20 protein-coding genes are annotated in these 22,855 nt (G+C 53.8%); 8 read left to right on the forward strand and 12 right to left on the reverse strand.

Going from position 1 to position 22,855, the window contains the following annotated elements:
- Positions 1-30: 30 nt before the first annotated feature.
- The 4 genes from V7775_RS15630 (at position 31) to V7775_RS15645 (ending at position 4,184) form a co-directional block, all read left to right on the forward strand.
- Positions 31-1,536 carry a class I adenylate-forming enzyme family protein gene (locus V7775_RS15630; RefSeq protein ID WP_335752839.1) on the forward strand — a complete coding sequence of 502 codons (1,506 nt, stop codon included), beginning with the start codon at positions 31-33 and terminating at the stop codon, positions 1,534-1,536.
- Positions 1,533-2,174 carry a DsbA family oxidoreductase gene (locus V7775_RS15635; RefSeq protein WP_335752840.1) on the forward strand — a complete coding sequence of 214 codons (642 nt, stop codon included), beginning with the start codon at positions 1,533-1,535 and terminating at the stop codon, positions 2,172-2,174. The genes V7775_RS15630 and V7775_RS15635 overlap by 4 nt, the downstream gene beginning before the upstream one ends.
- A 268-nt stretch (positions 2,175-2,442) precedes the next feature.
- Positions 2,443-2,862, forward strand: a complete 420-nt coding sequence (locus V7775_RS15640; RefSeq protein ID WP_335752841.1) for an adenylyltransferase/cytidyltransferase family protein — start codon at positions 2,443-2,445, stop codon at positions 2,860-2,862.
- Between the two features lie 128 nt (positions 2,863-2,990).
- Positions 2,991-4,184 (forward strand): multidrug effflux MFS transporter, encoded by a 1,194-nt coding sequence (locus V7775_RS15645; protein ID WP_335752957.1) that lies wholly within the window; start codon positions 2,991-2,993, stop codon positions 4,182-4,184.
- On the opposite strand, the gene mfd is transcribed toward V7775_RS15645, so the two are convergent.
- A complete protein-coding gene (gene mfd, locus V7775_RS15650; protein ID WP_335752842.1) occupies positions 4,181-7,678 on the reverse strand; it encodes a transcription-repair coupling factor in 3,498 nt (1,165 codons plus the stop codon). The genes V7775_RS15645 and mfd overlap by 4 nt on opposite strands.
- Positions 7,679-7,711: 33 nt before the next feature.
- Positions 7,712-8,239: a component of SufBCD complex gene (locus tag V7775_RS15655; protein ID WP_335752843.1), complete on the reverse strand. Its 528-nt coding sequence runs from the start codon at positions 8,237-8,239 to the stop codon at positions 7,712-7,714.
- Positions 8,240-8,370: 131 nt separating this feature from the next.
- Between V7775_RS15655 and hemB the strand changes: the two genes are divergently transcribed.
- On the forward strand, positions 8,371-9,369 hold the full coding sequence (gene hemB, locus V7775_RS15660; RefSeq protein ID WP_335752844.1) for a porphobilinogen synthase: 999 nt from the start codon (positions 8,371-8,373) through the stop codon (positions 9,367-9,369).
- 198 nt (positions 9,370-9,567) lie between these two features.
- The gene (locus V7775_RS15665; RefSeq protein ID WP_335752845.1) at positions 9,568-10,656 is read left to right on the forward strand and encodes an ankyrin repeat domain-containing protein; all 1,089 of its coding nucleotides are present in this window, start codon (positions 9,568-9,570) and stop codon (positions 10,654-10,656) included.
- Between the two features lie 62 nt (positions 10,657-10,718).
- Here the strand turns inward: V7775_RS15665 and V7775_RS15670 are convergent, their stop codons facing one another.
- From V7775_RS15670 to V7775_RS15705, 8 genes are all read right to left on the reverse strand, one after another.
- Positions 10,719-11,864 (reverse strand): iron-containing alcohol dehydrogenase, encoded by a 1,146-nt coding sequence (locus tag V7775_RS15670; protein WP_335752846.1) that lies wholly within the window; start codon positions 11,862-11,864, stop codon positions 10,719-10,721.
- 4 nt (positions 11,865-11,868) lie between these two features.
- A complete protein-coding gene (locus tag V7775_RS15675; protein ID WP_335752847.1) occupies positions 11,869-13,242 on the reverse strand; it encodes an aldehyde dehydrogenase family protein in 1,374 nt (457 codons plus the stop codon).
- 5 nt (positions 13,243-13,247) lie between these two features.
- Complete coding sequence (locus V7775_RS15680) at positions 13,248-14,612, reverse strand: glutamine synthetase family protein (protein WP_335752848.1); 1,365 nt, start codon at positions 14,610-14,612, stop codon at positions 13,248-13,250.
- Positions 14,613-14,674: 62 nt separating this feature from the next.
- Positions 14,675-15,709 carry a TRAP transporter substrate-binding protein gene (locus V7775_RS15685; RefSeq protein WP_335752849.1) on the reverse strand — a complete coding sequence of 345 codons (1,035 nt, stop codon included), beginning with the start codon at positions 15,707-15,709 and terminating at the stop codon, positions 14,675-14,677.
- An 11-nt stretch (positions 15,710-15,720) separates the two neighbouring features.
- Complete coding sequence (locus tag V7775_RS15690) at positions 15,721-16,467, reverse strand: DUF4336 domain-containing protein (protein WP_335752850.1); 747 nt, start codon at positions 16,465-16,467, stop codon at positions 15,721-15,723.
- Positions 16,457-17,782: a TRAP transporter large permease gene (locus V7775_RS15695; RefSeq protein WP_335752851.1), complete on the reverse strand. Its 1,326-nt coding sequence runs from the start codon at positions 17,780-17,782 to the stop codon at positions 16,457-16,459. Before V7775_RS15695 ends, V7775_RS15690 begins: the two co-directional genes overlap by 11 nt.
- The gene (locus V7775_RS15700) at positions 17,782-18,351 is read right to left on the reverse strand and encodes a TRAP transporter small permease subunit (RefSeq protein WP_335752852.1); all 570 of its coding nucleotides are present in this window, start codon (positions 18,349-18,351) and stop codon (positions 17,782-17,784) included. Before V7775_RS15700 ends, V7775_RS15695 begins: the two co-directional genes overlap by 1 nt.
- The gene (locus V7775_RS15705; RefSeq protein ID WP_335752853.1) at positions 18,339-19,118 is read right to left on the reverse strand and encodes an N-formylglutamate amidohydrolase; all 780 of its coding nucleotides are present in this window, start codon (positions 19,116-19,118) and stop codon (positions 18,339-18,341) included. The genes V7775_RS15700 and V7775_RS15705 overlap by 13 nt, the downstream gene beginning before the upstream one ends.
- Positions 19,119-19,235: 117 nt before the next feature.
- Here V7775_RS15705 and V7775_RS15710 point away from each other — a divergent pair, with 117 nt between their 5' ends.
- Positions 19,236-20,108, forward strand: a complete 873-nt coding sequence (locus V7775_RS15710) for a MurR/RpiR family transcriptional regulator (RefSeq protein WP_335752854.1) — start codon at positions 19,236-19,238, stop codon at positions 20,106-20,108.
- A gap of 85 nt (positions 20,109-20,193) precedes the next feature.
- Here the strand turns inward: V7775_RS15710 and bla are convergent, their stop codons facing one another.
- Entirely contained in the window at positions 20,194-21,114 is a 921-nt protein-coding gene (bla, locus tag V7775_RS15715) for a class A beta-lactamase (protein WP_335752855.1), read from the reverse strand.
- Positions 21,115-21,292: 178 nt separating this feature from the next.
- Here bla and V7775_RS15720 point away from each other — a divergent pair, with 178 nt between their 5' ends.
- The gene (locus V7775_RS15720; protein WP_335752856.1) at positions 21,293-21,859 is read left to right on the forward strand and encodes a YSC84-related protein; all 567 of its coding nucleotides are present in this window, start codon (positions 21,293-21,295) and stop codon (positions 21,857-21,859) included.
- A 54-nt stretch (positions 21,860-21,913) separates the two neighbouring features.
- On the opposite strand, the gene V7775_RS15725 is transcribed toward V7775_RS15720, so the two are convergent.
- The gene (locus V7775_RS15725) at positions 21,914-22,816 is read right to left on the reverse strand and encodes an NAD(P)-dependent oxidoreductase (protein WP_335752958.1); all 903 of its coding nucleotides are present in this window, start codon (positions 22,814-22,816) and stop codon (positions 21,914-21,916) included.
- Positions 22,817-22,855: the final 39 nt, after the last annotated feature.

Here is a 22,855-nt window from a genome sequence, read left to right on the forward strand (position 1 = left end):
AACGCGCCGCAGTGCGCGCTAGCGATGCAAATGCACTCGATTTTTGACCAAGGTCCACCGCCGCCCTGCCCCAAACCATTCAACATGGCCGCTCATGTCTTGGGCCAAGCAGAGTTAGTCCCCGACAAAATAGCGCTTTCGATTCTGGGAGATGAGGATTGGAGCTATGGCGCGCTAAAGGCTGCGGTTCTAGGGACTGCAACCGGCCTGTTGCGGGCGGGCGCAAAACCCGGTGACCGAATTCTAATGCGACTTGGCAATACGGTTGACTTTCCGCTGGCCTATCTCGGCGCATTGGCTGCGGGGATGGTTCCTGTACCAACGGCATCTGCCCTCACGGAACGTGAAGTTGCGCCCATGATTGCAACGCTTAATCCCGCGCTCATTTTACGCGACCCAAATGTCGCTTGCCCTGATGATCCACGCATCCTTGAATTGCCCACCTTGCGCCGGATGCGCCAACTGCCACCTGCACAATGGCACATGGGCGATCCTGATCGCGAAGGTTACATCATCTATACCTCTGGCACATCTGGCAAACCCCGCGCCGTTGTTCATGCACACCGCGCCATATGGGCTCGCAAGATGATGCATAAAGACTGGTATGGGCTGGCCCCAACGGACAGAATGTTACACGCAGGGGCGTTCAACTGGACCTATACACTAGGCACAGGCCTGATGGACCCTTGGACCGTGGGTGCAACTGCGTTGATCCCCACCGCTGGTACAACTGCACAAGAGCTGCCCGCACTCATTGCGCGCCACGGTGCCACTATTTTTGCAGCCGCCCCAGGTGTTTATCGACAACTGTTGAATCAAACCGACATCCCTGAAATGCCCAACCTGCGCCACGGGCTGAGTGCCGGTGAAAAACTACCTCCCGCCGTTTCCATCCTCTGGGAAGAGGTCACAGGAACGTCGGTTTTTGAAGCTTACGGCATGTCCGAATGCTCGACCTTTATTTCTGCAGGACCGGATCACCCCGTCGCTCCAACTGTTTTAGGGCGTCCACAACAGGGTCGCCGAATTGCATTACTGGATGCAAACGGCCCTGTTAAAATGGGCGAGGAAGGTACAATCGCGGTCCATCGCAGTGATCCCGGCCTTATGTTGGGATATCTTGGGGCCCCCGATGAAACAGCTGCAAAAATGCTAGGGGATTGGTTTTTGACAGGCGACCAAGGCCGCATGGATAGCGATTTCCAGATCACATATTTGGGTCGCAACGATGATATGATGAATGCAGGCGGATTTCGTGTCTCCCCCGTTGAGGTCGAATCCTGCCTTGCGCGGTTTGACGGCATAACATCGGTTGGCGCCGCCGAAGTTGCGGTCAAACAAGACGTATACGTGATCGCGGCCTTCTATACTGCTGCCGCCCCACTGGACGAAGCGGCCCTGCGCAGGTATGCCGAAGCCAATCTGGCGCGCTATAAAAAGCCGCGTCTTTTCATCCATCTGCCGCAGCTTCCTATGGGAGCGAATGGTAAAATCTTGCGCCGTGCGCTGCGCCAGCAATATGAGGCCTCCCGATGACCGAACCCGTCAAGCTTGATATCATGTCCGACCCGATTTGCCCTTGGTGCTATATCGGCAAGGCACATCTGGACCGCGCCCTTGCTGCACATCCAAACCATCCATTCCAGATTGAGTGGCATCCCTTCCAACTTAATCCCGACATGCCCGCCGAGGGAATGGGACGGCGCGCGTACCTTGAGGGAAAATTTGGCGGCAAAGATGGCGCTGTAAAGGCCTATGCGCCTGTCGTGGAGAGCGCTGAAAAAGCGGGCCTCAATATCAACTTTGAGGGGATGAAGCGCACGCCAAACACACTGAACGCGCATCGCTTGATCCACTGGGCAGGTATTGAAGGGCGTCAAACTGCGGCTGTTTCGGCCCTGTTCAAGGCCTATTTCGTGGACACCCGCGACATTGGTGACACCGAAGTCCTCACGGATATTGCTGACAGCATCGAGATGGACGCGTCAGTTGTCGCGCGTTTGCTTTCAACCGAGGAAGACGCCCAAGACATCCGCGACCGCGATGCCCACAGCCGTCAAATGGGCATTAATTCAGTACCGACTTTCATCATCGGAAGCCGCCACGCAGTACCCGGCGCACAGCCACCCGAGCTTTGGGCACAGGTAATTGCCGACATAGCAAAATCATCCTGATCCTGTTGCAAAAGGGCCTCTATACCAGTTCTGCCGTCAAAAACACCTAGGCGGCAGGGCCGCTCTGCCTTAGAAAATAAGGTAAGAGGCAAAAAGCCTCATCTATAATAATACCTTTGAGCAGGTATGCAGGCAGTGATCAGAAAATCGTTCCATTGGAACGCCCCCTTTCTACTCAGTGAGCGACAGTTTTGTCGCCTTACCGCTCATGACGTGCGTTTGCGCGGGGTTTGGTGAATTGAGAAAGGTCCTATCGATGGTGTCCCCTATGTCTTCGCGTGTTGTGCTTACTTATGGATCGTTTGATCTGTTTCATCAGGGCCATGCGCGATTGCTACAACGACTGTCGATGATGGGATCAGAATTGATCGTAGGCTGTTCCACCGACGCGTATAACGAAAAGATGGGCGTGCCAGCCGTCACGTCATATTCTCAACGCCGCCTGATGCTGGAAAGCTGCCGATTTGTCAGCCGTGTCATTGCTGAGCAGGACTGGGACCAGAAATACACCGACATCGTGAACTACAACGTATCTGTCTTTGCCATGGACGAGGCGTGGACAGGCCAGTTTGACCAGTTTGAGGACGTCACGCAGGTAGTCTATGTGCCGCGTTCAGAAATCATTGGCGCGCGCAGGCCTTTCCATGCGGTTCCAGAACAAGGGGTTCGGGTTGCCTCAGGGTATTGATCCCTAACTGAAAATCTCTTTGCGATTGCCAATGCTGCGCCCCGAAGTTACTCCTGCATAAGAAATACATTATTTTCTTACTTTGCACATCGGAGCGCCGCGTGCCCCCTTCAACAGATACGTTTAAAATGGGCCGCACAGAATTTGTGGCTCTTATGGCCATGCTGATGGCTTCTATTGCATTTTCCATTGATGCGATGCTGCCCGCTTTGCCCGAAATCGGCCTTGAGCTGTCTCCCGATGCCCCTGAAAATGCACCCCTTATTCTGAGTATGTTCCTGTTTGGTCTCGGTTTGGGTACGTTCTTCACAGGACCACTGTCTGATGCGTTTGGACGTAAACGGGTCATTCTGGTGTCCAGCGGATTGTATATCCTAGGTGCCGCACTGGCTTGGGCCAGCCAAAGCCTAGAGATGGTATTGCTTGGGCGCGCCATCCAGGGATTGGGGGCTGCAGGCCCACGCGTTGTTGGCATTGCGGTGATCCGCGACCGCTTCGCAGGCCGTCAAATGGCACAGGTTGTATCAGTTGTGATGATGATCTTTACCCTTGTTCCGGCAGTTGCCCCGCTGCTTGGCTCAGTGATCATCTCACTGGCAGGCTGGCGCGCAATATTCGCGGCCTTCATCGTGTTTTCTTTGATTTTGTCCACGTGGGTTGCTGTGCGCTTGCCCGAAACCCTGCCCACCGAAAACCGCAGGCCACTGCGCCTGCCCCTTATGTTTTCTGCTGTAAAAGAGATGGCAAAACATCCGATTGTGCGGATGTCTGTCATTGTGCAAACGCTCGTCTCTTCGATGTTGTTTGTAACGCTTATGCTGGTCCAACAGGTCTATGACATGGTGTATGACCGCGGCGATGAGTTTCCGTTTTGGTTCTTCGCAGTCGCCTTGGTCGCAGGAACGGCCAGTCTGCTGAATGCACTACTGGTTGTGCGGTTCGGGATGCACCGATTGGTCACTGTGACCTTAGGCATTCAAGTTTTACTGTCAGGCGCATTCGCCCTCTTCGACATGGGAACTGGCGTTTATGGCTTCTATTTCTTCGTGTTTTGGCAAACTTGCATCTTCTTTCAGGCGGGTATGACAATCGGCAATCTTAATGCAATGGCGATGGAGCCTATGGGCCATATCGCTGGCATGGCGGCCTCTGTAATGGGGGCATTTGCAACCATCGGCGCGGTCATGGTCTCTGCACCGATTGGCACCATGTTCCCCGGCAATGAACGGATGCTATTCGTTTCCATTCTGGTTCTGGCAGTGTTCGCTTTTGCAGGTATGTTGTGGATGGCAAAAGCCGTGCAGCGCGAGGCGACTGGTTAAGTCGCCTTCGCTTTTGCCTTTTTAGCAGCTTTTTGTTTCGCAATGACGTGTTCGGCCAGATCGCGTGCAATCGCAAAACCACCTTTGATCTTATCCGTGTCAGTCTTCCAATCACGGCGCACAACGATCTTGTTGTCTTTCACCTTGGCAAGGCCGCGTTGGTCTTGAATGAACTGAACCAGCCCTTCGGGCGAGGCGAATTTGTCATTGTGGAACTGGATCGTCGCGCCCTTTGGTCCGCCGTCAAGCTTGGCAATGCCCGCCCGTTTACACATCGCTTTGATCCGGACAACCAACATCAGTGTATTCACTTCGCGCGGTAGCTTGCCAAAGCGGTCAATCAGCTCGGCAGCAAAGCCTTCCAGCTCAACCTTGGTAGTCAGCTCGGACAGGCGACGATACAGGCCAAGGCGCACATCAAGATCAGGCACGTACGCCTCAGGGATCAAGACAGGCACGCCAAGGTTGATCTGCGGCGCCCACTGGCCGTCATTATCGACAACGCCTTCCAGCTCGCCTGAGCGGATCTTGGCAATCGCGTCCTCCAGCATGGATTGATACAACTCAAAGCCCACATCACGCATCTGGCCTGATTGCTCTTCGCCCAGTAGGTTGCCCGCACCACGAATATCAAGGTCCTGAGATGCCAGTGTGAAACCAGCACCCAGTGTATCAAGTGATCCAATTACGCGCAGGCGTTTCTCAGCAAGCGTTGTCAGCTTGGCACGTGGTTTAGTGGTCAGGTAGGCATAGGCGCGGGTTTTTGAACGCCCAACACGGCCCCTGATCTGGTACAACTGCGCAAGGCCAAACATATCCGCGCGGTGTATAATCATCGTGTTTGCCGTCGGAATATCAAGGCCACTTTCGACAATCGTCGTCGCCAGCAGGATGTCATAGCTGCCGTCATAAAAGGCGTTCATGCGGTCATCCAGCTCACCTGCGGCCATCTGGCCGTGGGCAATAACGTAGCTCAATTCAGGAAGTTGTGCCTTCAGGAACGCCTCAATCTCGGGGAGATCACTGATGCGCGGCACCACATAAAACGACTGACCACCTCGATAATGTTCGCGCAGCAGTGCTTCACGCAGGGTGACGGTGTCAAACTCGCTCACGTAGGTGCGGATGCTTAGGCGGTCCACAGGCGGCGTGCCGATAATGCTAAGGTCACGCACCCCAGTGAGGGACAATTGCAACGTGCGCGGGATCGGCGTGGCGGTCAGCGTCAGCACGTGCACATCGGTGCGCATGGCCTTCAAGCGTTCCTTGTGCCCCACCCCAAAGTGCTGTTCTTCGTCGATAACCAACAGGCCTAGGTCTCTAAATTTGATGGTTTTTGCCAGCAGCGCATGGGTGCCAATGACAATATCAACTGTGCCCTTTGTGATCCCATCCCGCGTCAGGGTGGCGTCTTTTGCGCTGACAAACCGGCTCAGTTGGCGCACCTCAATCGGGAAACCGCGGAAACGCTCGGCAAAGCTTTTGTAGTGTTGGCGCGCCAGCAGCGTGGTGGGCGCAACTACGGCCACCTGTACGCCAGACATCGCCGCAACAAAGGCCGCGCGCATCGCTACTTCGGTCTTACCAAAGCCAACATCACCCACCACAAGACGGTCCATCGGATTACCCGATGTCAGATCGTCAATCACATCGCCAATAGCGCTCAGCTGGTCATCAGTTTCCTGATATGGGAAGCGCGCCGAAAATGCGTCCCACATACCGGGGGGTGGCTCCAGCACAGGCGCGCGGCGTAGGGCGCGCTCGGCGGCGATGCGGATCAGCTTGTCCGCCATATCGCGAATGCGCTCTTTAAGTTTGGCCTTTTTGGATTGCCACGCACCGCCACCCAACTTGTCGAGCAGGCCTTCTTCATGGCCATATCTGCTGAGCAGTTCGATGTTCTCAACAGGCAGATACAGCTTTGATCTTTCGGCATATTCCAAAACGAGGCACTCATGCGCAGCGCCAATTGCGGTGATCACCTCCATGCCCAGATAGCGCCCAATGCCGTGATCCACGTGGACCACCAGATCGTTAGGCGTGAGGCTTTGCACCTCTGATAAAAAGTTCTCGGCCCGCCGCTTGCGTTTTGGACGGCGGATCAGGCGATCCCCCAGAACGTCTTGTTCAGAAATGACGGTCAGGCGTGCAGGATCGGTGGATTTAGTGAGCGGTGCTTCAAACCCGTGCTCCAGCGCCCAAACAGCCAAATGCAGCCCACGTTTACCGATACGTGTTGCGTTGGGTACAGGGACGGCTTCGGCAAGGCCTTCGTCTTCGATCAATCCCGTCAGGCGCTCGCGCGCGCCTTCTGAGTAGCTCGCGATCAGAACCGGACCCAGCTCCATCTTTGCTTTAATATGGGACGCTAAGGCCCCAAAAAGGCTAATAGATTCCTGCTGGCGTTCTGGTGCGAAATTGCGCCCGATACGGCCATCCGCATCCAAAACATTCGGGCCCGTCGGCTGTGGCAATGGCGCTAGCTGAAGCACGCGGCGGTCCGCGATGGCCAGCTCCCACGCTTCATCATCCAGATACAGCCCTTCAGCAGGCGCGGGTTTATAGACGCTGTCCATCTTAGAGCGGTGCGTCATGGCGATTTTGCGTGTCTCGTATTGATCCGCAACACTGTCCCACCGCGCAAGTCGCATCGCAGTCAGCTGATCATCCAGCGAAACACTCGCCTTTGGCAGGTAATCAAACAGCGTCTCAAGCTCATCATAGTAAAGCGACAGCCAATGCTCGGCGCCTTGATGTTTGCGCCCAGCCGAGATTGCCTCATACAGAGGGTCATCCGAACCCGCCGCACCAAATTCGATCCGGTAGTTTTGGCGAAAACGTGTGATCGCCGCCTCGTCTAAGATAACCTCGGAGACGGGCGCAAGTTCGACCAGCTCCAGCTTTTCAGTGGTGCGCTGGGTTGCAGGATCAAAACGGCGCGCGCCATCTAACACGTCGCCAAACAGATCAAGGCGTACAGGCCCCATATCACCGGGTGGATAGATATCAATAATACCGCCCCGCACGGCATAATCGCCCGGCTCCATCACTGTGGGGCTTTGGACAAACCCCATGCGCACAAGGAAATTACGCAGACCTTTTTCATCAACACGCGCGCCTACTTGGGCGCTCCATGCGGCGTCGCGTAGGATTGAACGTGCAGGCACGCGCTGTGTGGCGGCCCCCAAAGTGGTAAGCAGAATGAAACGCTTGGGCATCTCATGCACAAGGCCTGCCAATGTCGCCATGCGCGCAGCAGAAATATCCGCATTGGGTGAGACACGGTCATAGGGTAGACAATCCCACCCCGGAAAAACGATCACGGGCATATCTGGCGCAAAAAACCGCAAGGCCTCTTGCATCGCGGCCATGCGTTTATCATCGCGCGCAATATGGATCAGAGGCGTTGCTGATTTTTCAAGTTCGGCCAAAAGCAACTTGGCGTCGAACCCTTCGGGAGCACCCGACAGCGTAATGTGTGAAGATGAATTCATAAGATATGTGATGTGGCGTTCAGCAGTAAAGTGTCAACCGCCAAAGATACCGCCGCCTATGTTCTGCAGCATACCCCACATGGCAGTCACGAAGATCGAGATCATGCCAATGATCTGGCTATACAAACGATGACGCATCAAACGTTTTAACAACTGCTCGCCGCGCGCATCTTCTTCTTGGATCAGACGCGCGGTCGACAGGCTGAGCAATCCCACAACAGACAGCGGGAGCGCCAATAAAACCACCGATTGGGCGAATTCATTTCCATACACAAATCCAAGCAATCCAAGGATAGTCAGAAAGAAGCAGGCAAAGCCCGCAATCCACAACCCAGACATCTGCGCAATAAACAGCAAACGGTTTGTGTTGATGCGCACAAGGTCTTCGAGATCGATCTCAGACTGGCCACCATGCCGCTTTGCACGCAGCACCATATCAAACGGAACACCAAGGCCATAGTGGCTGGTTGTTGACCACACAACCGCCAGCACAATCCAGAACCAGAGGTTCGAGAAGGAGCGCATGTCGATCAGCTCAAAGAGGGTTTGATACCAGTCCAATGTTTAATCCGCATAACTCGTTTTACGTGTCATAGCGGGGCCAGCCAGCGATTCCTACCCCTTGATGCCTCTTGAGCAAATCAAAGATACATGCGAACTCTGAAAGAGATTATTCCAAAGGACGATTTCCCATGCAGCCCATCCAAGCGCCCTACCCTGCAACTCGTTTGCGCCGTGTCCGTCAAAACGAGGGCGTGCGTGGATTGGTGCGGGAAAACCACCTTTCGCCAGCCGATTTGATCTGGCCAGTGTTTGTACGTGCGGGCGAAAATATCGTTGAGGAAATCCCCGCAATGCCCGGCGTCATGCGCCGCTCGGTGGATAAGATCGTTGAGGTCGCGATTGAGGCTTATGATCTTGGAATTGGGGCGATATGTTTGTTTCCCTACACAGGTATTGAAGAGCGCACAGAGGATTGCGCGGGCGCATGGGATCCTGACAACCACACCAACCGCGCAATTCGTGCAATCAAAGCAGCTGTGCCGGAACTGGTCGTCATGACGGATGTCGCGCTAGATACATATAATATCAACGGCCATGACGGGTTTGTTGTGGACGGTGAAATCGTCAATGATAAATCAGTTGAAGCACTGGTGAAGATGGCGGTCGAACAGGCGCGTGCTGGCGCAGATATCATTGGCCCCTCTGACATGATGGATGGGCGTATTGGTGCCATTCGCACCGCCCTAGAAGCCGGTGGACACCAAAACGTGATGATCCTCAGCTATGCGGCAAAATACGCCTCGGCGTTTTATGGCCCGTTCCGCGATGCCGTGGGTGCGTCGGGCGCCCTAACTGGGGATAAGAAGACATACCAGATGGATCCGGCTAACAGCGACGAGGCCCTGCGCCTTGTGGCACGTGATTTGTCTGAGGGCGCGGATATGGTTATGGTCAAACCCGGCCTGCCCTATCTGGATATCTGCCGCCGAGTAAAAGACACCTTCGGCGCGCCAACATTCGCCTATCAGGTGTCTGGTGAATACAGCATGATCAAAGCCGCAGCCGCCCAAGGCATGATCGACGAGGAACGCGTAATGATGGAAAGCCTCATGGCGTTTAAACGCGCAGGCTGTGACGGCATCCTGACGTATTTCGCGCCTGCTGCTGCCAAGTTGATGAATACATAAATGGTGGAATGCGGGCGCATTGAGCTGACAATGCGCCTGATTTACTTTTTCAAATAGATGTGCAAATCTTGCCTTGGTGTTTGAGATGCCTCCAGTCTGCGGAAAGAACAGAAGTTCACTCATAAAATCTACTTGTCAGATGAACTGACCTTTTAGCTCGCTATGCAGGCATTGAGCATTTTTAAAAAGGAAAGTTCCATGCCTACAAAATGGCTCCCCGCATCTGCGGATATCAATCACCTAAAGCATCAAGCAAAAGACCTGCTATCTGATTTCCGGACAGGAAAGTTGAGCGCTTATCAGCGGATACGCGAATTCCATCCTAAAATGGCTGGCCTAACCGACGCTGTGATATCTAAACAAACCTTCAGCTTGAGCGATGCACTGTTGTCGATTGCCCGTGAATACGGGTATCCAAGTTGGCCGCGCCTAAAGGCCGTTGTGGCCGAGGCCAATGGTCATGATGCCCCGCTGAACCACAACGAGCGGATAACGGACGATACATTCCGCCAAGCCCTCGACTTTTTGGACGAAGGCCACGAGGTGTTGCTGCAAAAACATCTGGCGGATCATCCCCAGCTTGTTCACCAGAAGATGATATTTGAAGGCGGTAACTATTTCTCTGAACCCACCTTGATTGAGTTCATCGCAGAGAACCCTTTTCGAAATGAAACTCTGCCAGACAACATCGTCAAAATCGCGCGGATCATTTTGGATGCGGGTGCTAAGGAAAACCAAAAGTCACTTGATGAAACGGTAATGCTGGTCGCGTCTGGCCGGATCGTGCGCGAACACGGCGTTCAAGGCGCACTGATTGATCTGCTGTGTGACTATGGCGCTGATCCCAGTGCGGGCATTCAATCTGCGCTCGCCCACTGTGAAACTGACGCTGTTGAGGCGTTGTTGGCCCGTGGTGCGCCGCTTGATCTATCAACCGCATCGGCACTCGGCCGGATGGAGGATGTCGCACGGCTTTTGGAAACGGCGGATGTTGGGCAACTTCAGCTGGGTCTGGCGCTGGCGGCGCAGAACAACCGCGCGGATGCTGTGGCCGCGCTGCTGGCTGCAGGGGCTGATCCTAATCGGTACAACCCACCGGGCGGACATTCTCATTGCACAGCCCTTCAATCAGCCATCGCTGAAGGGCATCTAGAGGCCGTAAAGGTGCTGGTTGAGGCTGGTGCCGATCTGGAGATCAGAGATATCCATCACAACGCGCCCGCTGTTGTCTGGGCGGAATACTCAGGCAGCGCTGAGGTTTTTTCTTACATCAAAAGCAAGCTTTAGCATTATGATAAATAACATAAACATAGCTATGGGGATGTCAGAAAACTGACATCCCCAAAGTTTTAGATACACGCAAGCAATAGCTTCGTAGTATTCTCTTTTGTCATCTCAACCGGATTGCCGCCTGTGCTGGGATCGCTAAGCGCGCCTGCAACGATGCGGTCAATGTCTGGGTTTTTCACTCCTAGTTCGGTCAAGTTTTTTGGGATATTCAAGGATGCATTTAGATCATCGACATAGGCACAAAAGCCGTCAAAACCGCCTGCGATATCAAGATACCTTGCGGCTTGTCCAATCACGTCTGTGATCGCCGGTTTGTTAAACTGCAATACCGCAGGCATGCAGACCGCATTCGTTGTGCCGTGGTGCGTGTGATACATCGCGCCAATCGGGTGGGACAGCGCGTGAATGGCGCCCAATCCTTTTTGAAATGCAGTGGCCCCCATCGCGGCGGCTGACATCATATGCGCGCGCGCCTCAATATCAGTGCCATCCGCAAACGCGCGTGGCAGATATTCTTTGACCAAACGCATCCCTTCAAGGGCCATACCTTGGGACATTGGGTGGTAATGCGGCGAACAGAACGCCTCAACGCAGTGCGCAAAGGCATCAAGGCCCGTGCCTGCGGTGATAAAGTTTGGCATACCGACTGTCAGCTCAGGATCACAGATCACAACGGCCGGCAGGAATTTGGGGTGGAAGATGATTTTTTTCTCTTCGGTCACCGAATTTGTGATGACAGATGCGCGGCCCACTTCGGAGCCTGTGCCCGCAGTTGTTGGCACGGCAACAATCGGCGCGATGGCATCAGCATCTGCACGTGTCCACCAATCACCCACATCTTCAAAATCCCACAACGGGCGCGTTTGCCCTGCAAGGAAGGCAACCAGTTTGCCCAAATCAAGGCCAGAGCCGCCGCCAAACGCAATAACGCCGTCATGACCGCCCTCGTTATAGGCCTTAACGCCTGCTTCGGCGTTTTTCTCATTCGGGTTCGGGTCTACATCCGCAAAAATTGCACGCCCAAGGCCCGCCGCCTCAAGCAGATCGAGGGTCTTGGTTGTGATTGCCATGTTGGCCAAGCCACGGTCCGTGACCAACAACGGTTTTCTCATGCCAGCGGTGACGCAGGCATCTGCGATTTCGGAAATACGGCCAGCGCCGAAGCGGATAGAGGTCGGGTAGGACCAGTTTGCAGTGATGCTCATAGGGTCAAGCTTTCTTGAAGTGGTATGATTTTGGTCGGGTCAGGTTGTGGTAGCCGATTACCGACAGGCCGCCCCCGCGTCCCGTGTCTTTGCAGCCGGTCCAGCATAGCGCGGGATCAAGGTAGTCCGCGCGGTTCATAAACACGGTACCTGTCTCAACTTGATCAGCGATTGCTTCGGCGCGCGCAGCATCTTGCGTCCACAAGGATGCGGTCAGGCCAAAATCACTGTCGTTCATTAATGCCAATGCCTCAGCGTCGTCTTTGACAGACATAATACCAACAACCGGACCAAAGCTTTCTTCGCGCATCACCCGCATGTCATGGGTTACGTTTGTCAGGATTTGCGGCATCAGATACGCGCCGCCATCCTTGGGGAAAGCAGCGGGATCAATATGCGCCTTGGCACCTGCTGCTATCGCGTCAGCCGTTTGGCCGCGCACCTCATCTGCGAAACGCACATGCGCCATTGGCCCTAACGTGGTTTCAGCCTCCAGCGGGTTGCCCAGAACATAGCCATTCACAATCGCCACTGCTTTTTCCACAAACGCGTCGAACAGGCTTTCGTGTACGTAAATCCGTTCGATCCCGCAGCAACATTGGCCTGAGTTGAACATCGCGCCGTCAATAAGCGTATCCACGGCCGCGTCCAGATTGGCGTCTTCCATGACATAGCCAGGATCTTTGCCACCCAGCTCCAGACCGATGCCTGTAAATGTCCCGCTTGCCGCTGCTTCAATCGCTTTGCCGCCGCCTACAGAGCCTGTGAAATTCACAAAACCAAATGATTTTGCCGCGATCAGATCGGATGTCGTTTGGTGATCAAGGAATACGTTCTGAAACACTTCCTCAGGAATGCCCGCAACGTGGAACGCTTGCGCCATCCGCTCACCCACCAGAGGGGTTTGGGACGCGTGTTTAAGCACTACAGCGTTGCCTGCAATCAATGCAGGCGCAACCGTGTTGATCGCTGTCATGTACGGATAGTTCCACGGTGCAACGACCAGCACAACGCCATGCGGCACCCGTTTGATCACGCGGCGAAACGCGTCGCTGTCCTCAACAACCATATCGGCCAACGCGTCCTGCGCGATGTCCGCCATATAGCTGGCGCGCTCGTTAAAGCCGCCAAATTCGCCGCCATAACGTACGGGACGGCCCATCTGCCATGCGATTTCAGGAACGATATCGTCGTTCATGGCACCGACCGCTGCAACACCGGCTTGAACCAACGCAATGCGTTCAGACAACGGGCGCTTTGCCCACTCAGCCTGAGCAGTTTTGGCACGTGCAACAGCAGCGTCCGCATCCAAGCGCGACAAGGTTTCGCGCGTGGCATAAATCGACCCATCGATGGGCGAGATACATTGAATAGTCATTTCTATTAGGCCCTTTCAAAGCCGCGTGCGATTTCCCAATCGGTCACCACACGGTCAAATTCTTCTTGTTCCCACTCTGCCGCACGGGTGTAATGGTCAACGACATCCTCGCCCAAGGCTTCCCGCAGGAAGGCCGAGCCGCGCAGTGTTTCAGTTGCTGCGCGCAGGGTTTGTGGAATATCGGCAGCTTTTGCATCTGCGTATACATCGCCTGTTGATGGCTCGGGCAATGTCAGCGCGTCTTCGATCCCCTTAATACCTGCCGCCAGCATAACCGCCTGCGCCAAATAGGGATTCAAATCAGAGCCACCAATGCGGCATTCTACGCGCACGCCTTTAGTGTTTTCGCCGCACAGACGGAAACCAGCAGTGCGGTTATCAACGGACCAAACAGTTTTGGTTGGGGCAAAGGTACCCTTGGCAAAACGTTTGTAGCTGTTGATGTAGGGCGCCAGGAAATATGTATAATCAGGCGCGTATTTGATCAGGCCAGCCATGTAATGCGACATCAAGTTGGACATGCCGTGTTTAGCGGATTTGTCAAAAAATGCCGCTTCGCCGTCTTTCCAAAGCGATTGATGCACGTGGCTAGAAGAGCCAACACGGTCCTTGTGCCACTTGGGCAGGAAGCTAGCCGCGCGGCCGTGCTGCCAAGATATTTCCTTGATCCCGTGTTTCGCGATTGAGTGATAATCAGCGCAATCAAGTGCGGGGGAATACCGGATGTTCAGCTCTTCTTGGCCAGCCTCGGCTTCGCCTTTGGAATTCTCGATGGGTATGCCAGCGTTGAACAGGTGATTGCGGATCGGCCGCATCACACCTTCTTCTTTGGTGGTTTGGAAAATATGATAATCTTCGTTGTAACCGCTGATCGGGTTTAGATCGCGAAAGCCGCTTTTGCGGATTTCATCAAAGCTTTGCTCGAACAAAAAGAACTCAAGCTCGGTCGCCATTTTGGCCTCAAACCCCAACGCCTCAAGGCGCGAGATTTGTTTTTTCAGAATGGCGCGCGGCGAATGTGGAACGGGCAAATGATTGTGGTGATCCAGAATATCACACAGCACCAATGCAGTGCCTTCCAGCCATGGCACGGGACGGATCGTCGCCAGATCGGGCTTCATCACATAGTCGCCGTACCCTGTTTCCCAACTGGTCGAGGCATAGCCCTCAGGCGTTGCCATCTCTAGGTCGGTGGCCAGCAAATAGTTGCAGCAATGGGTTTCCTCAAATGAGGTTTCAACAAAGTTCACCCCATGAAAACGCTTGCCCATCAAGCGACCCTGCATATCAACAAAACACGCAAGAACGGTATCAATTGACCCGTCTGCTACACGTGCCTTCAGGTCGTCAAAACTTAGTAATCCGGGCATTTCATTTCCACTTTTGTTAGATAGGATGAGGGCGGGCATATCCCGCCCTCAACGCATTAGATTTAGCCGTAACGGTACGGACGACCTGCTTTAACCATGTCCGCGTTGTATTTTTTGAAGATATCAACAACACGACGTTTGGTTTCGGATTCTGCCGCGATCTCTTCCCAGAAATCTTGTGCAGCAGCTTCAACAGTTGCCCATTCCTCGTCTGGGATGGTTGTCAGCTCCAGTTTTGGACCGTTAACACGCAGGTCTGCTTCGCCACCCCAATACCACCACTGACGGTGATAGTGCGACTGGTCACAACAGACGCGGAACAGTGTTTGCAGGTCATCTGGCAGCTCGTTCCAGCGTTCCATATTGGCAAAGAACGATCCCGCCCATGCGCCAGAGATGTTGTTGGTCAGGAAGTAGTTGGTCACGTCGGCCCAGCCAACAGTGTAATCTTCGGTTATGCCGGACCACGCGATGCCGTCTAACTCGCCTGTTTGCATGGCAACTTCGATGTCTTCCCATGGCAGGTTCACCGGAACAACGCCGAATTGGGTCAAGAAGCGGCCGGCAGTTGGGAAGGTAAAGATGCGCTTGCCTTCAAGGTCTTTCAGGCTGCGGATCGGGTCTTTTGTCGCGAAGTGGCATGGATCCCATGCGCCGGCAGAAATGTGTTTTACGCCGACTTTGGAGTATTCTTCATCCCAGATTTCGTTCAGGCCGTATTGGTTGAACAAGACAGGCACGTCGAGTGAATAGCGTGAACCAAACGGGAAGTAGCCGCCAAAAACGGTGACTTCGGTTGGGGACGCCATGGAATCGTCGTCAGACTGAACCGCGTCGATTGTGCCGCGCTGCATTGCCTGAAACAGCTCACCAGTTGGGACCAGTTGGTCGGCAAAGAACAATTCAATCTGCATGCGGTCGCCCGCAATTTTGTTGAACATTTTGATCGCCGGAACAATTACCTCAGCGGCCAATGAGGCCCCTGCATAGGTCTGCATCCGCCATTTGATTGTGCTTTGGGCCAGCGCCGGTGCGGCGAGGGCGGCGGCGGGGGCAGCAACGGCGGCCCCTTGGATAAACTTGCGTCTGGTTGTCATGTGTAATTCCCTCAGTTGGATTTTAGGTCGGCCTTGGGCGATGGCTCAAGGTTTCGGAATCCTTCGCGGAGCCTTTGCGGCACATTCTTACGAAGGAGATCGCCATGCGCGAGCACGACGCGTTCGGGAGCCCAAGCCAGCATTTGCGCCAAAGCGGCGCGCAGCTTGTCTCGGTTGCCATAAAACGAAAACCACATATCAAGTGGCATCTTGCCGTTGGGCGCGACGATCCCGCCCAGATAGGCCAGCGGGCGCAGCCAAAGCGGCATTTTATCGGCCTGCATGTTTTCGATCAGGTCGGTTAAGATCAGCGTGTCGGAGCTGCGGTGAAAGAACACCACTTCATTGTGCAACCGGCTGCCCCAGACGATCATTTGTTCAACTTCGTCGGTCCAGTAATCGGGCGCATCGTCACCCAGATCGTGATCAAAGGCAATTTCGACGTAGTGCTTTGCGGCCCGTGCTTTGACGCCTGGCGAAGCCCAAGCGAGGGTGTCGGGCAGTGCCGTGGCCCATTGCGGGATATAGGCGTAGTGAATCCAATTGGGCGAGATCAAATGGCGGATGCGCCCCAGCGTCGAAAGCTCGGCGGCCAGTGCGGCGCTGTATTCTATCGGTGAATGCAGGAACAGATCGCCATTTTGCAACCTAATCACCGTCATCCGCGTGGGAAACGGGATTCCGTAGAAGTTGATCGTTGTACCCTCCACGATCCAGATATCGGGACCGAGGGGGATGAGGCGAGACTCAGTTGCCATATACATACCCCGGCAGCCATGTGGCGATGCCCGGGAAGGCCATGACCAAAATGAGAGCGCCGACCATAATCAGCACAAAAGGTGTGATCGAGGAATAGATATCGCGCAGCGTAATCTCGGGTGGGGCCATGGCGCGCATCAGGAACAGGTTATAGCCAAACGGCGGCGTCATATAGGCAATCTGGGTCGTGATCGTATAGAGGATACCATACCAGATCAGATCAAAGCCCAGCTCGCCGACCAGCGGAACATAGAGCGGTGCCACGATAACCAGCATGGCTGTGTCATCCAAAAATGTACCCATCAGAATAAAGCTAAGCTGCATGATGATCAGGATCATCCACGGGCTGAGGTTTAGTCGATCGGTAAATACGCCCTCGATCGCCTTTACCGCCCCTAGCCCATCAAACACCGCGCCAAAGGCCAATGCTGCAAGGATAATCCACATAAACATGCAGGTGATGCCCAACGTGTTACGCACCGAGTTTTCAAAGACTTCACGCGTCATCCGGCCCTTAAGAACTGCAGCAACAAAGGCAGCAATCGCCCCAATAGCCGAGCTTTCGACAAGGGAGGTCCAGCCCTTCACAAACGGCACCATCATCACCGCAAAGATGATAATCGGCAGCAAACCAGCCCGCAAAAGCCGCATCTTTTCTGCGCGCGGGATATTGCGTTCGCTCTCACTCAGAACAGGCCCAAGGACAGGATTAATCCGGCAGCGCACAACGATATAGATGATGAACATGCTTGCCATCATCAAGCCAGGAATTACCCCCGCCAGCCACAATTGGCCCACAGGTTGGCGCGCAATCATCGCATAAAGGACCAGCACAACAGAGGGTGGTACCAGAATACCCAGACTTGATCCCGCTTGGATCACCCCCGTGACCATTCGCTTGTCATATCCACGCTTTAGCAGCTCTGGCAGCGCAATGGTTGAGCCAATCGCCATGCCCGCCACGCTAAGGCCGTTCATCGCAGAAATCAGCACCATCAGGCCAATAGTCCCGATGGCCAGACCGCCGCGCAGCCCCCCCATCCAGACATGGAACATCTTGTACAGATCATCCGCGATTTTGCTTTCCGACAGCACGTAGCCCATAAAAATGAACATCGGCAATGTCAGCAGCGGGTACCATTTCATCAGCTTCATCGCAGCCGAAAAGCCAATGTCAAATCCGCCCCTGTCGCCCCAAAGCAGCAGCGCCGCGACCACGGCAATAAATCCAATGGCCCCAAACACCCGCTGCCCAGTCAGCAACATCAGCATCATGGACGAAAACATGAGCGTGGCGATCAATTCATACGACATCAGATCGCTTCACCTTTCAGGCGCAGAACATCCTTGAGGAGTTCCGAAATACACTGGAGCAGCATCAGGAACATTCCCAAGACCATGATTGTTTTGACTGGCCACATATACGGGCGCCATGCGGTAGATGAGCGCTCCATCCGGCCGACCTCTTCTGAACCAGTGATCAATCCACCAAAGAACGAAAATGGTTCAGATCCCCAATACCCCAGCGAATAGGCGGTTGAGGCTACCGCGCCGTACAGCAAAACACAGAGATAAAAGATCAGGAATAAGACGGTGAACAGGTCAAACCAAGCCTTTTTGCGCAGAGACCATTCGCCATACAGCAAGTCCATCCGTACGTTTGATCCAAGTTGGATCGAATACGGCCCGCCAAGAATATAATAAGAGACCATGGTGAACTGGGCCAACTCCAACGTCCACAAAGACGGCAGAAAGAAGGTCTTACTCACCGAGGACCACAGCAAAATCGCCATTAGAACAAAGATGCCGTACATCATGATCCGTCCGAGGCGATAATTTGCACCATCCACCGCTCGAATATAGCCTCGCATCATGCCTGACATTCTACGTCCCCTCCCATGCCCGTATGGGCAATGGCATCAACGATCCACCCCGACAGAACGGCAGCAATGTCTCTTTGCTGCTCAGGTGTCTCTATCAGATCGTTTCTGATCTCTAGCATCACGTTCATATGGCCAAATTTCACTGCATGCTCTTTCAACGTATGGGTCACGCCGTGCTCAGGTCCGTAGGGTTGATTAATCTGCACGTTTGCCGACGTATGCGCCTTGGCAGTTTGCATCATAGCATCGGTAAGCCGCGTATCACTGTCGTGCAATATACCGACTTCGACTGATCTAAGATCACCATGATAAACAGGCGTAAAGCTGTGCACAGTCACAATGATCGGGTCCGAAGTTGCCTGAACAACACCTTGCAACTTATTGAAAAAAGGTTGGTAATAGTTTTCAATGCGCGCCGCACGTTCATCCGCACTCAGGTTTCTATTGCCGGGAACCTCAATAACCTCGCTGAGGGTTGGCATCGCATCTGCTGCGGAGGGCGGCCTGTTGCAATCATAGACCAATCTGGAAACGCGGCTAGAAACCAGCGTTGCATCCAAACGCTGCGACAGTTCTTGCGCTACAGGAAATGCCCCCGGATCCCAAGCAGCATGGCTTTGTCGATCCGTATCAAGCAGCCCTAGCCCGTCAAACACATCCGGGATGTGGTGCGATGCATGTTCACAAACCAGTATCACAGAAGATGATCCTGCCGCATTGTCTACCGAGACACAGTTTTCTGACAGATCAATAATATTTTGCGACATAGCACCCCCATTTAGATAATCTTCTTGCCAAAGTTAGATTCTGTCAACAAAATTGTGACAAATATTTACCAACTACACCTTGGTTGTTATTTTTTTAACCAAATGTGAGGGCGCGCAATGACTGAAACGAACCTTACGATTTCGGATCGTATCCAAAACCAGCTCGAAAACCTCACGCGAGCAGAGCGTCAACTTGCGCAATCTATCCTTGAAAACTATCCGGCGTCAGGCTTGGGGACACTCAGCGCGCTGGCTAAAGGCGCACAGGTATCCGTGCCAACAGTTGCGCGAACCGTGCAAAAACTTGGCTTTAACGGTTATCCCGAATTTCAGGCGGAACTGCGTGAGGAGCTGAAGGCCAAGGCCCAAAACCCAATCACCAAACATGATACATGGGCCGAGGGCGCGCCATCAGAACATCTGCTCAATCGTTTTACCGACGCGGTGCTCGATAATATTCGCAACACATTGGGTCAGATTGACCCCAAAGAGTTTGATAAAGCCTGCGAAATGACCGCAGACACCACCCGCCATCTTTACATTGTTGGGGGCCGTGTGACGCATACTTTGGCAGAATACCTGTTTCTCCATATGCAGGTCATTCGATCCCAGATCACACATATCCAATCCACATCAAACGCGTGGCCACACTATTTGCTGGATGTGAAAGAAGGCGATGTGTTCATCATCTTTGACATGCGCAGATACGAGAATAACACCCTAAAGCTGGCTGAAATGGCTCATGCAAAAGGTGCACGCGTGATCCTGTTTACAGACCAGTGGCAATCGCCCGTGCATCAGTTGGCCGAAATCAGTTTTGGGCACCGAATTGTTGTTCCATCAGCGTGGGATTCTGCGGTTACCCCCCTGCTGCTGCTGGAAACTATGATTTCGACCGTACAAAACCTGACGTGGGGCGATACAAAAGACCGCATGGAAGTACTGGAGGATATGTTTGATCAGACAAAGCTGTTTCGCAAATTCACCTAGAGGCAATAAGTGGACACAGAAAATTTCATTGCGACGGCTCGGCTTTCACTCCGTTAGATATTCGCCGTGTGCCTCAATTGGGAAGTTACCGCGCCTGAATAACGTCTATCACAGCAGCACCAATTGTTCGAACGGCTGCGTTTCTCGTTGACCAATCGGCCGCCGTGTCCGAAACAAAAATTGCAACAAATACTGGTGCTTTGTCAGCCGGAGTGATCATCGCTACAAGATTCCGAGTGTACTCTCGTCCTCCACCGGATTTGTCTACCACATGCCACCCCTCAGGAACGCTAGTCCGAATGAGTGCGCCCGTAACGCCTCCATAACTCATCCATTCTGCCAACTGCGCACCAGACGCACTGGTCAAACCGCCCCCCAATAGCATGTTGTTCCAAGTAGAGAGCATTGCTGCTGGGGATGTAGTATCGCGTGGATCCTCAGGCAAAAAGGTATTCAGGTCCGGCTCGATCCGGTCCAGCCTCGTCACGGTATCTCCTGCCTTGCGTAAAAATGCGTTGATCTTATCGGTGCCACCCAAGCGGTTTATCAACAAATTGGCGGCTGTGTTGTCACTCATGTTGAGCGTTGCCAGACACAGTTCACCAATAGAAAGAGACGCACCTAAATGCTTTTCGGTGATCGGTGCATAGGACAGTATATCTTGGGCATGGATTTCGATCCGTTCATTCAATGAGATGTCGCCTTGATCTACGCGATCAAGGACAGCACCGCAGAGTACGGATTTAAAGGTACTGGCCATTAGGAAACGTTCGTTTTCACGATGCCCCCATTGCCAATCCGACCCACTTTCAAGGATAAAAACGCCTATGCGCGCATCAAGTCTTTCTTCTAGCTCGAGGACGGTTGTCTCTAATGTGGCTAGAGCATGAGGATCGGAAAGTGCCGAAGATACGTATATTACCGAACAGATGAACATCGCGGATATGACGCGGCATAAATTGGGCAACCACTCAAAAAGGCGAACGTCTTTATAATGTGTAATCATAATAAGCTCCCATGGACCTCTACGAGGCTCAAGTGGTAACTGGAAAGTGATCCCATAAACACAGCATCTTTTCGCGCATGGATCAAAAGCCCATGACACAGGGCGAAAAAACGCCTACTGTATAGCCAAGTCAGACAATACTGGCATCAGTGCAGTGACATTTATTACAGGCAGACACATGACAAATAAAACTTTATCGCGCCGCGCGTTTGCGTTGGGTGCGGCGGCATCTACTGGCGCTTTGGCCGCATGCGGCAACGGCATTGGCTCAAAGGGTGCAGGCACTATCGACGCGCGCGTGGCTACCACGCTGGCAGAGATGTATCGCACCTACCCTAATACGCGCACTTTGGCTGATAAATCTAACGGTATGCTGGTCATGCCGCTTGTGACCGAAGCGGGTCTTGGATTTGGCGGCGGATACGGGCGTGGCGCTTTACGCGTGAATAATACGACGGTTGACTATTACTCGGTCACCAAAGCGACTGGCGGCCTTCAGATTGGTGCGCAGCAATATGCACATGTCTTGTTTTTCATGACCAATGACGCTCTAGGCGACTTCCGCCGCTCACCGGGTTGGGCCGCTGGTGCAAACGTTGAATATGTCATCTCAGATCGCGGTGACAGCGTGAACGCAGATACCAATACGATCCTATCGCCTGTTCTGGCAGTTGTGTTTGGCCGCGCAGGTTTGCGTCTCGGCGCAACCCTAGAGGGCAGCAAATACACCCGCATCATCCCTTAAACGATAATGGCGCCACTCATCGGTGGCGCCACTTTCTGTAACAAGGCTATAACCTTAGCCCATCTTGCGCAAACGCTGGATCAGGCTTGAGGTGTCCCAACGGCCGCCACCCAATTTCTGCACATCTTTGTAGAATTGATCCACCAATGCCGTCAGCGGCAGGCTTGCGCCGGTTTCATCGGCGGTATCCAGACAGATGCCCAAATCTTTGCGCATCCAATCAACGGCAAAGCCGTGTTCAAATTCATCGTCCAGCATCGTCTCATAGCGGTTGGCCATTTGCCAGCTGCCCGCAGCCCCTTGAGAGATCACCTCAACAACGGCGCGGCCATCAAGGCCAGCTTTCTCAGCGAAATGAAGCGCCTCAGACAAGCCCTGAACAACGCCAGCGATGGCAATCTGGTTGCACATCTTGGTCATTTGGCCTGCACCACTGTCCCCGATGCGACGGCAAATTTTGGAATAAACCTCCATCACCGGCAATGCGCGCTCAAACACGTCGCTGTCTCCGCCACACATGATCGACAATGCAGCGTTTTCAGCGCCCGCTTGTCCGCCTGAAATCGGAGCATCAATGAAACTGATCTGCGCAGTAGCAGCAGCCGCATAAAGTTCACGCGTAACTGCGGCAGAAACTGTAGTGTGATCGACAAACGCCGAACCCGCCTGCATGCCCGCAAATGCGCCATCATCCCCCAACGTAACCGAGCGCAAATCGTCGTCATTGCCCACGCAAGCCATCACAAAATCTGCACCAGCAGCCGCGCCGCGCGGTGTTGTTGCAAATGCGCCGCCATTGGCCTTGACCCATTCTTCGGATTTGGAGGTTGTCCGGTTATAAACGGTTACCTCATGACCCGCTTTTTGCAGATGAGCAGCCATCGGCCCACCCATTACGCCTAGACCTAAAAACGCCAGCTTCGCCATGTGCTTTTCCTTGCTTTGATGTTGCGCTATTGCTGCCCATACCTAACACCGTGGCCCGCTGGGTCAAAC

This window comes from Sulfitobacter sp. (assembly GCF_036960155.1).
In the GTDB taxonomy this organism is placed as follows: domain Bacteria; phylum Pseudomonadota; class Alphaproteobacteria; order Rhodobacterales; family Rhodobacteraceae; genus Sulfitobacter.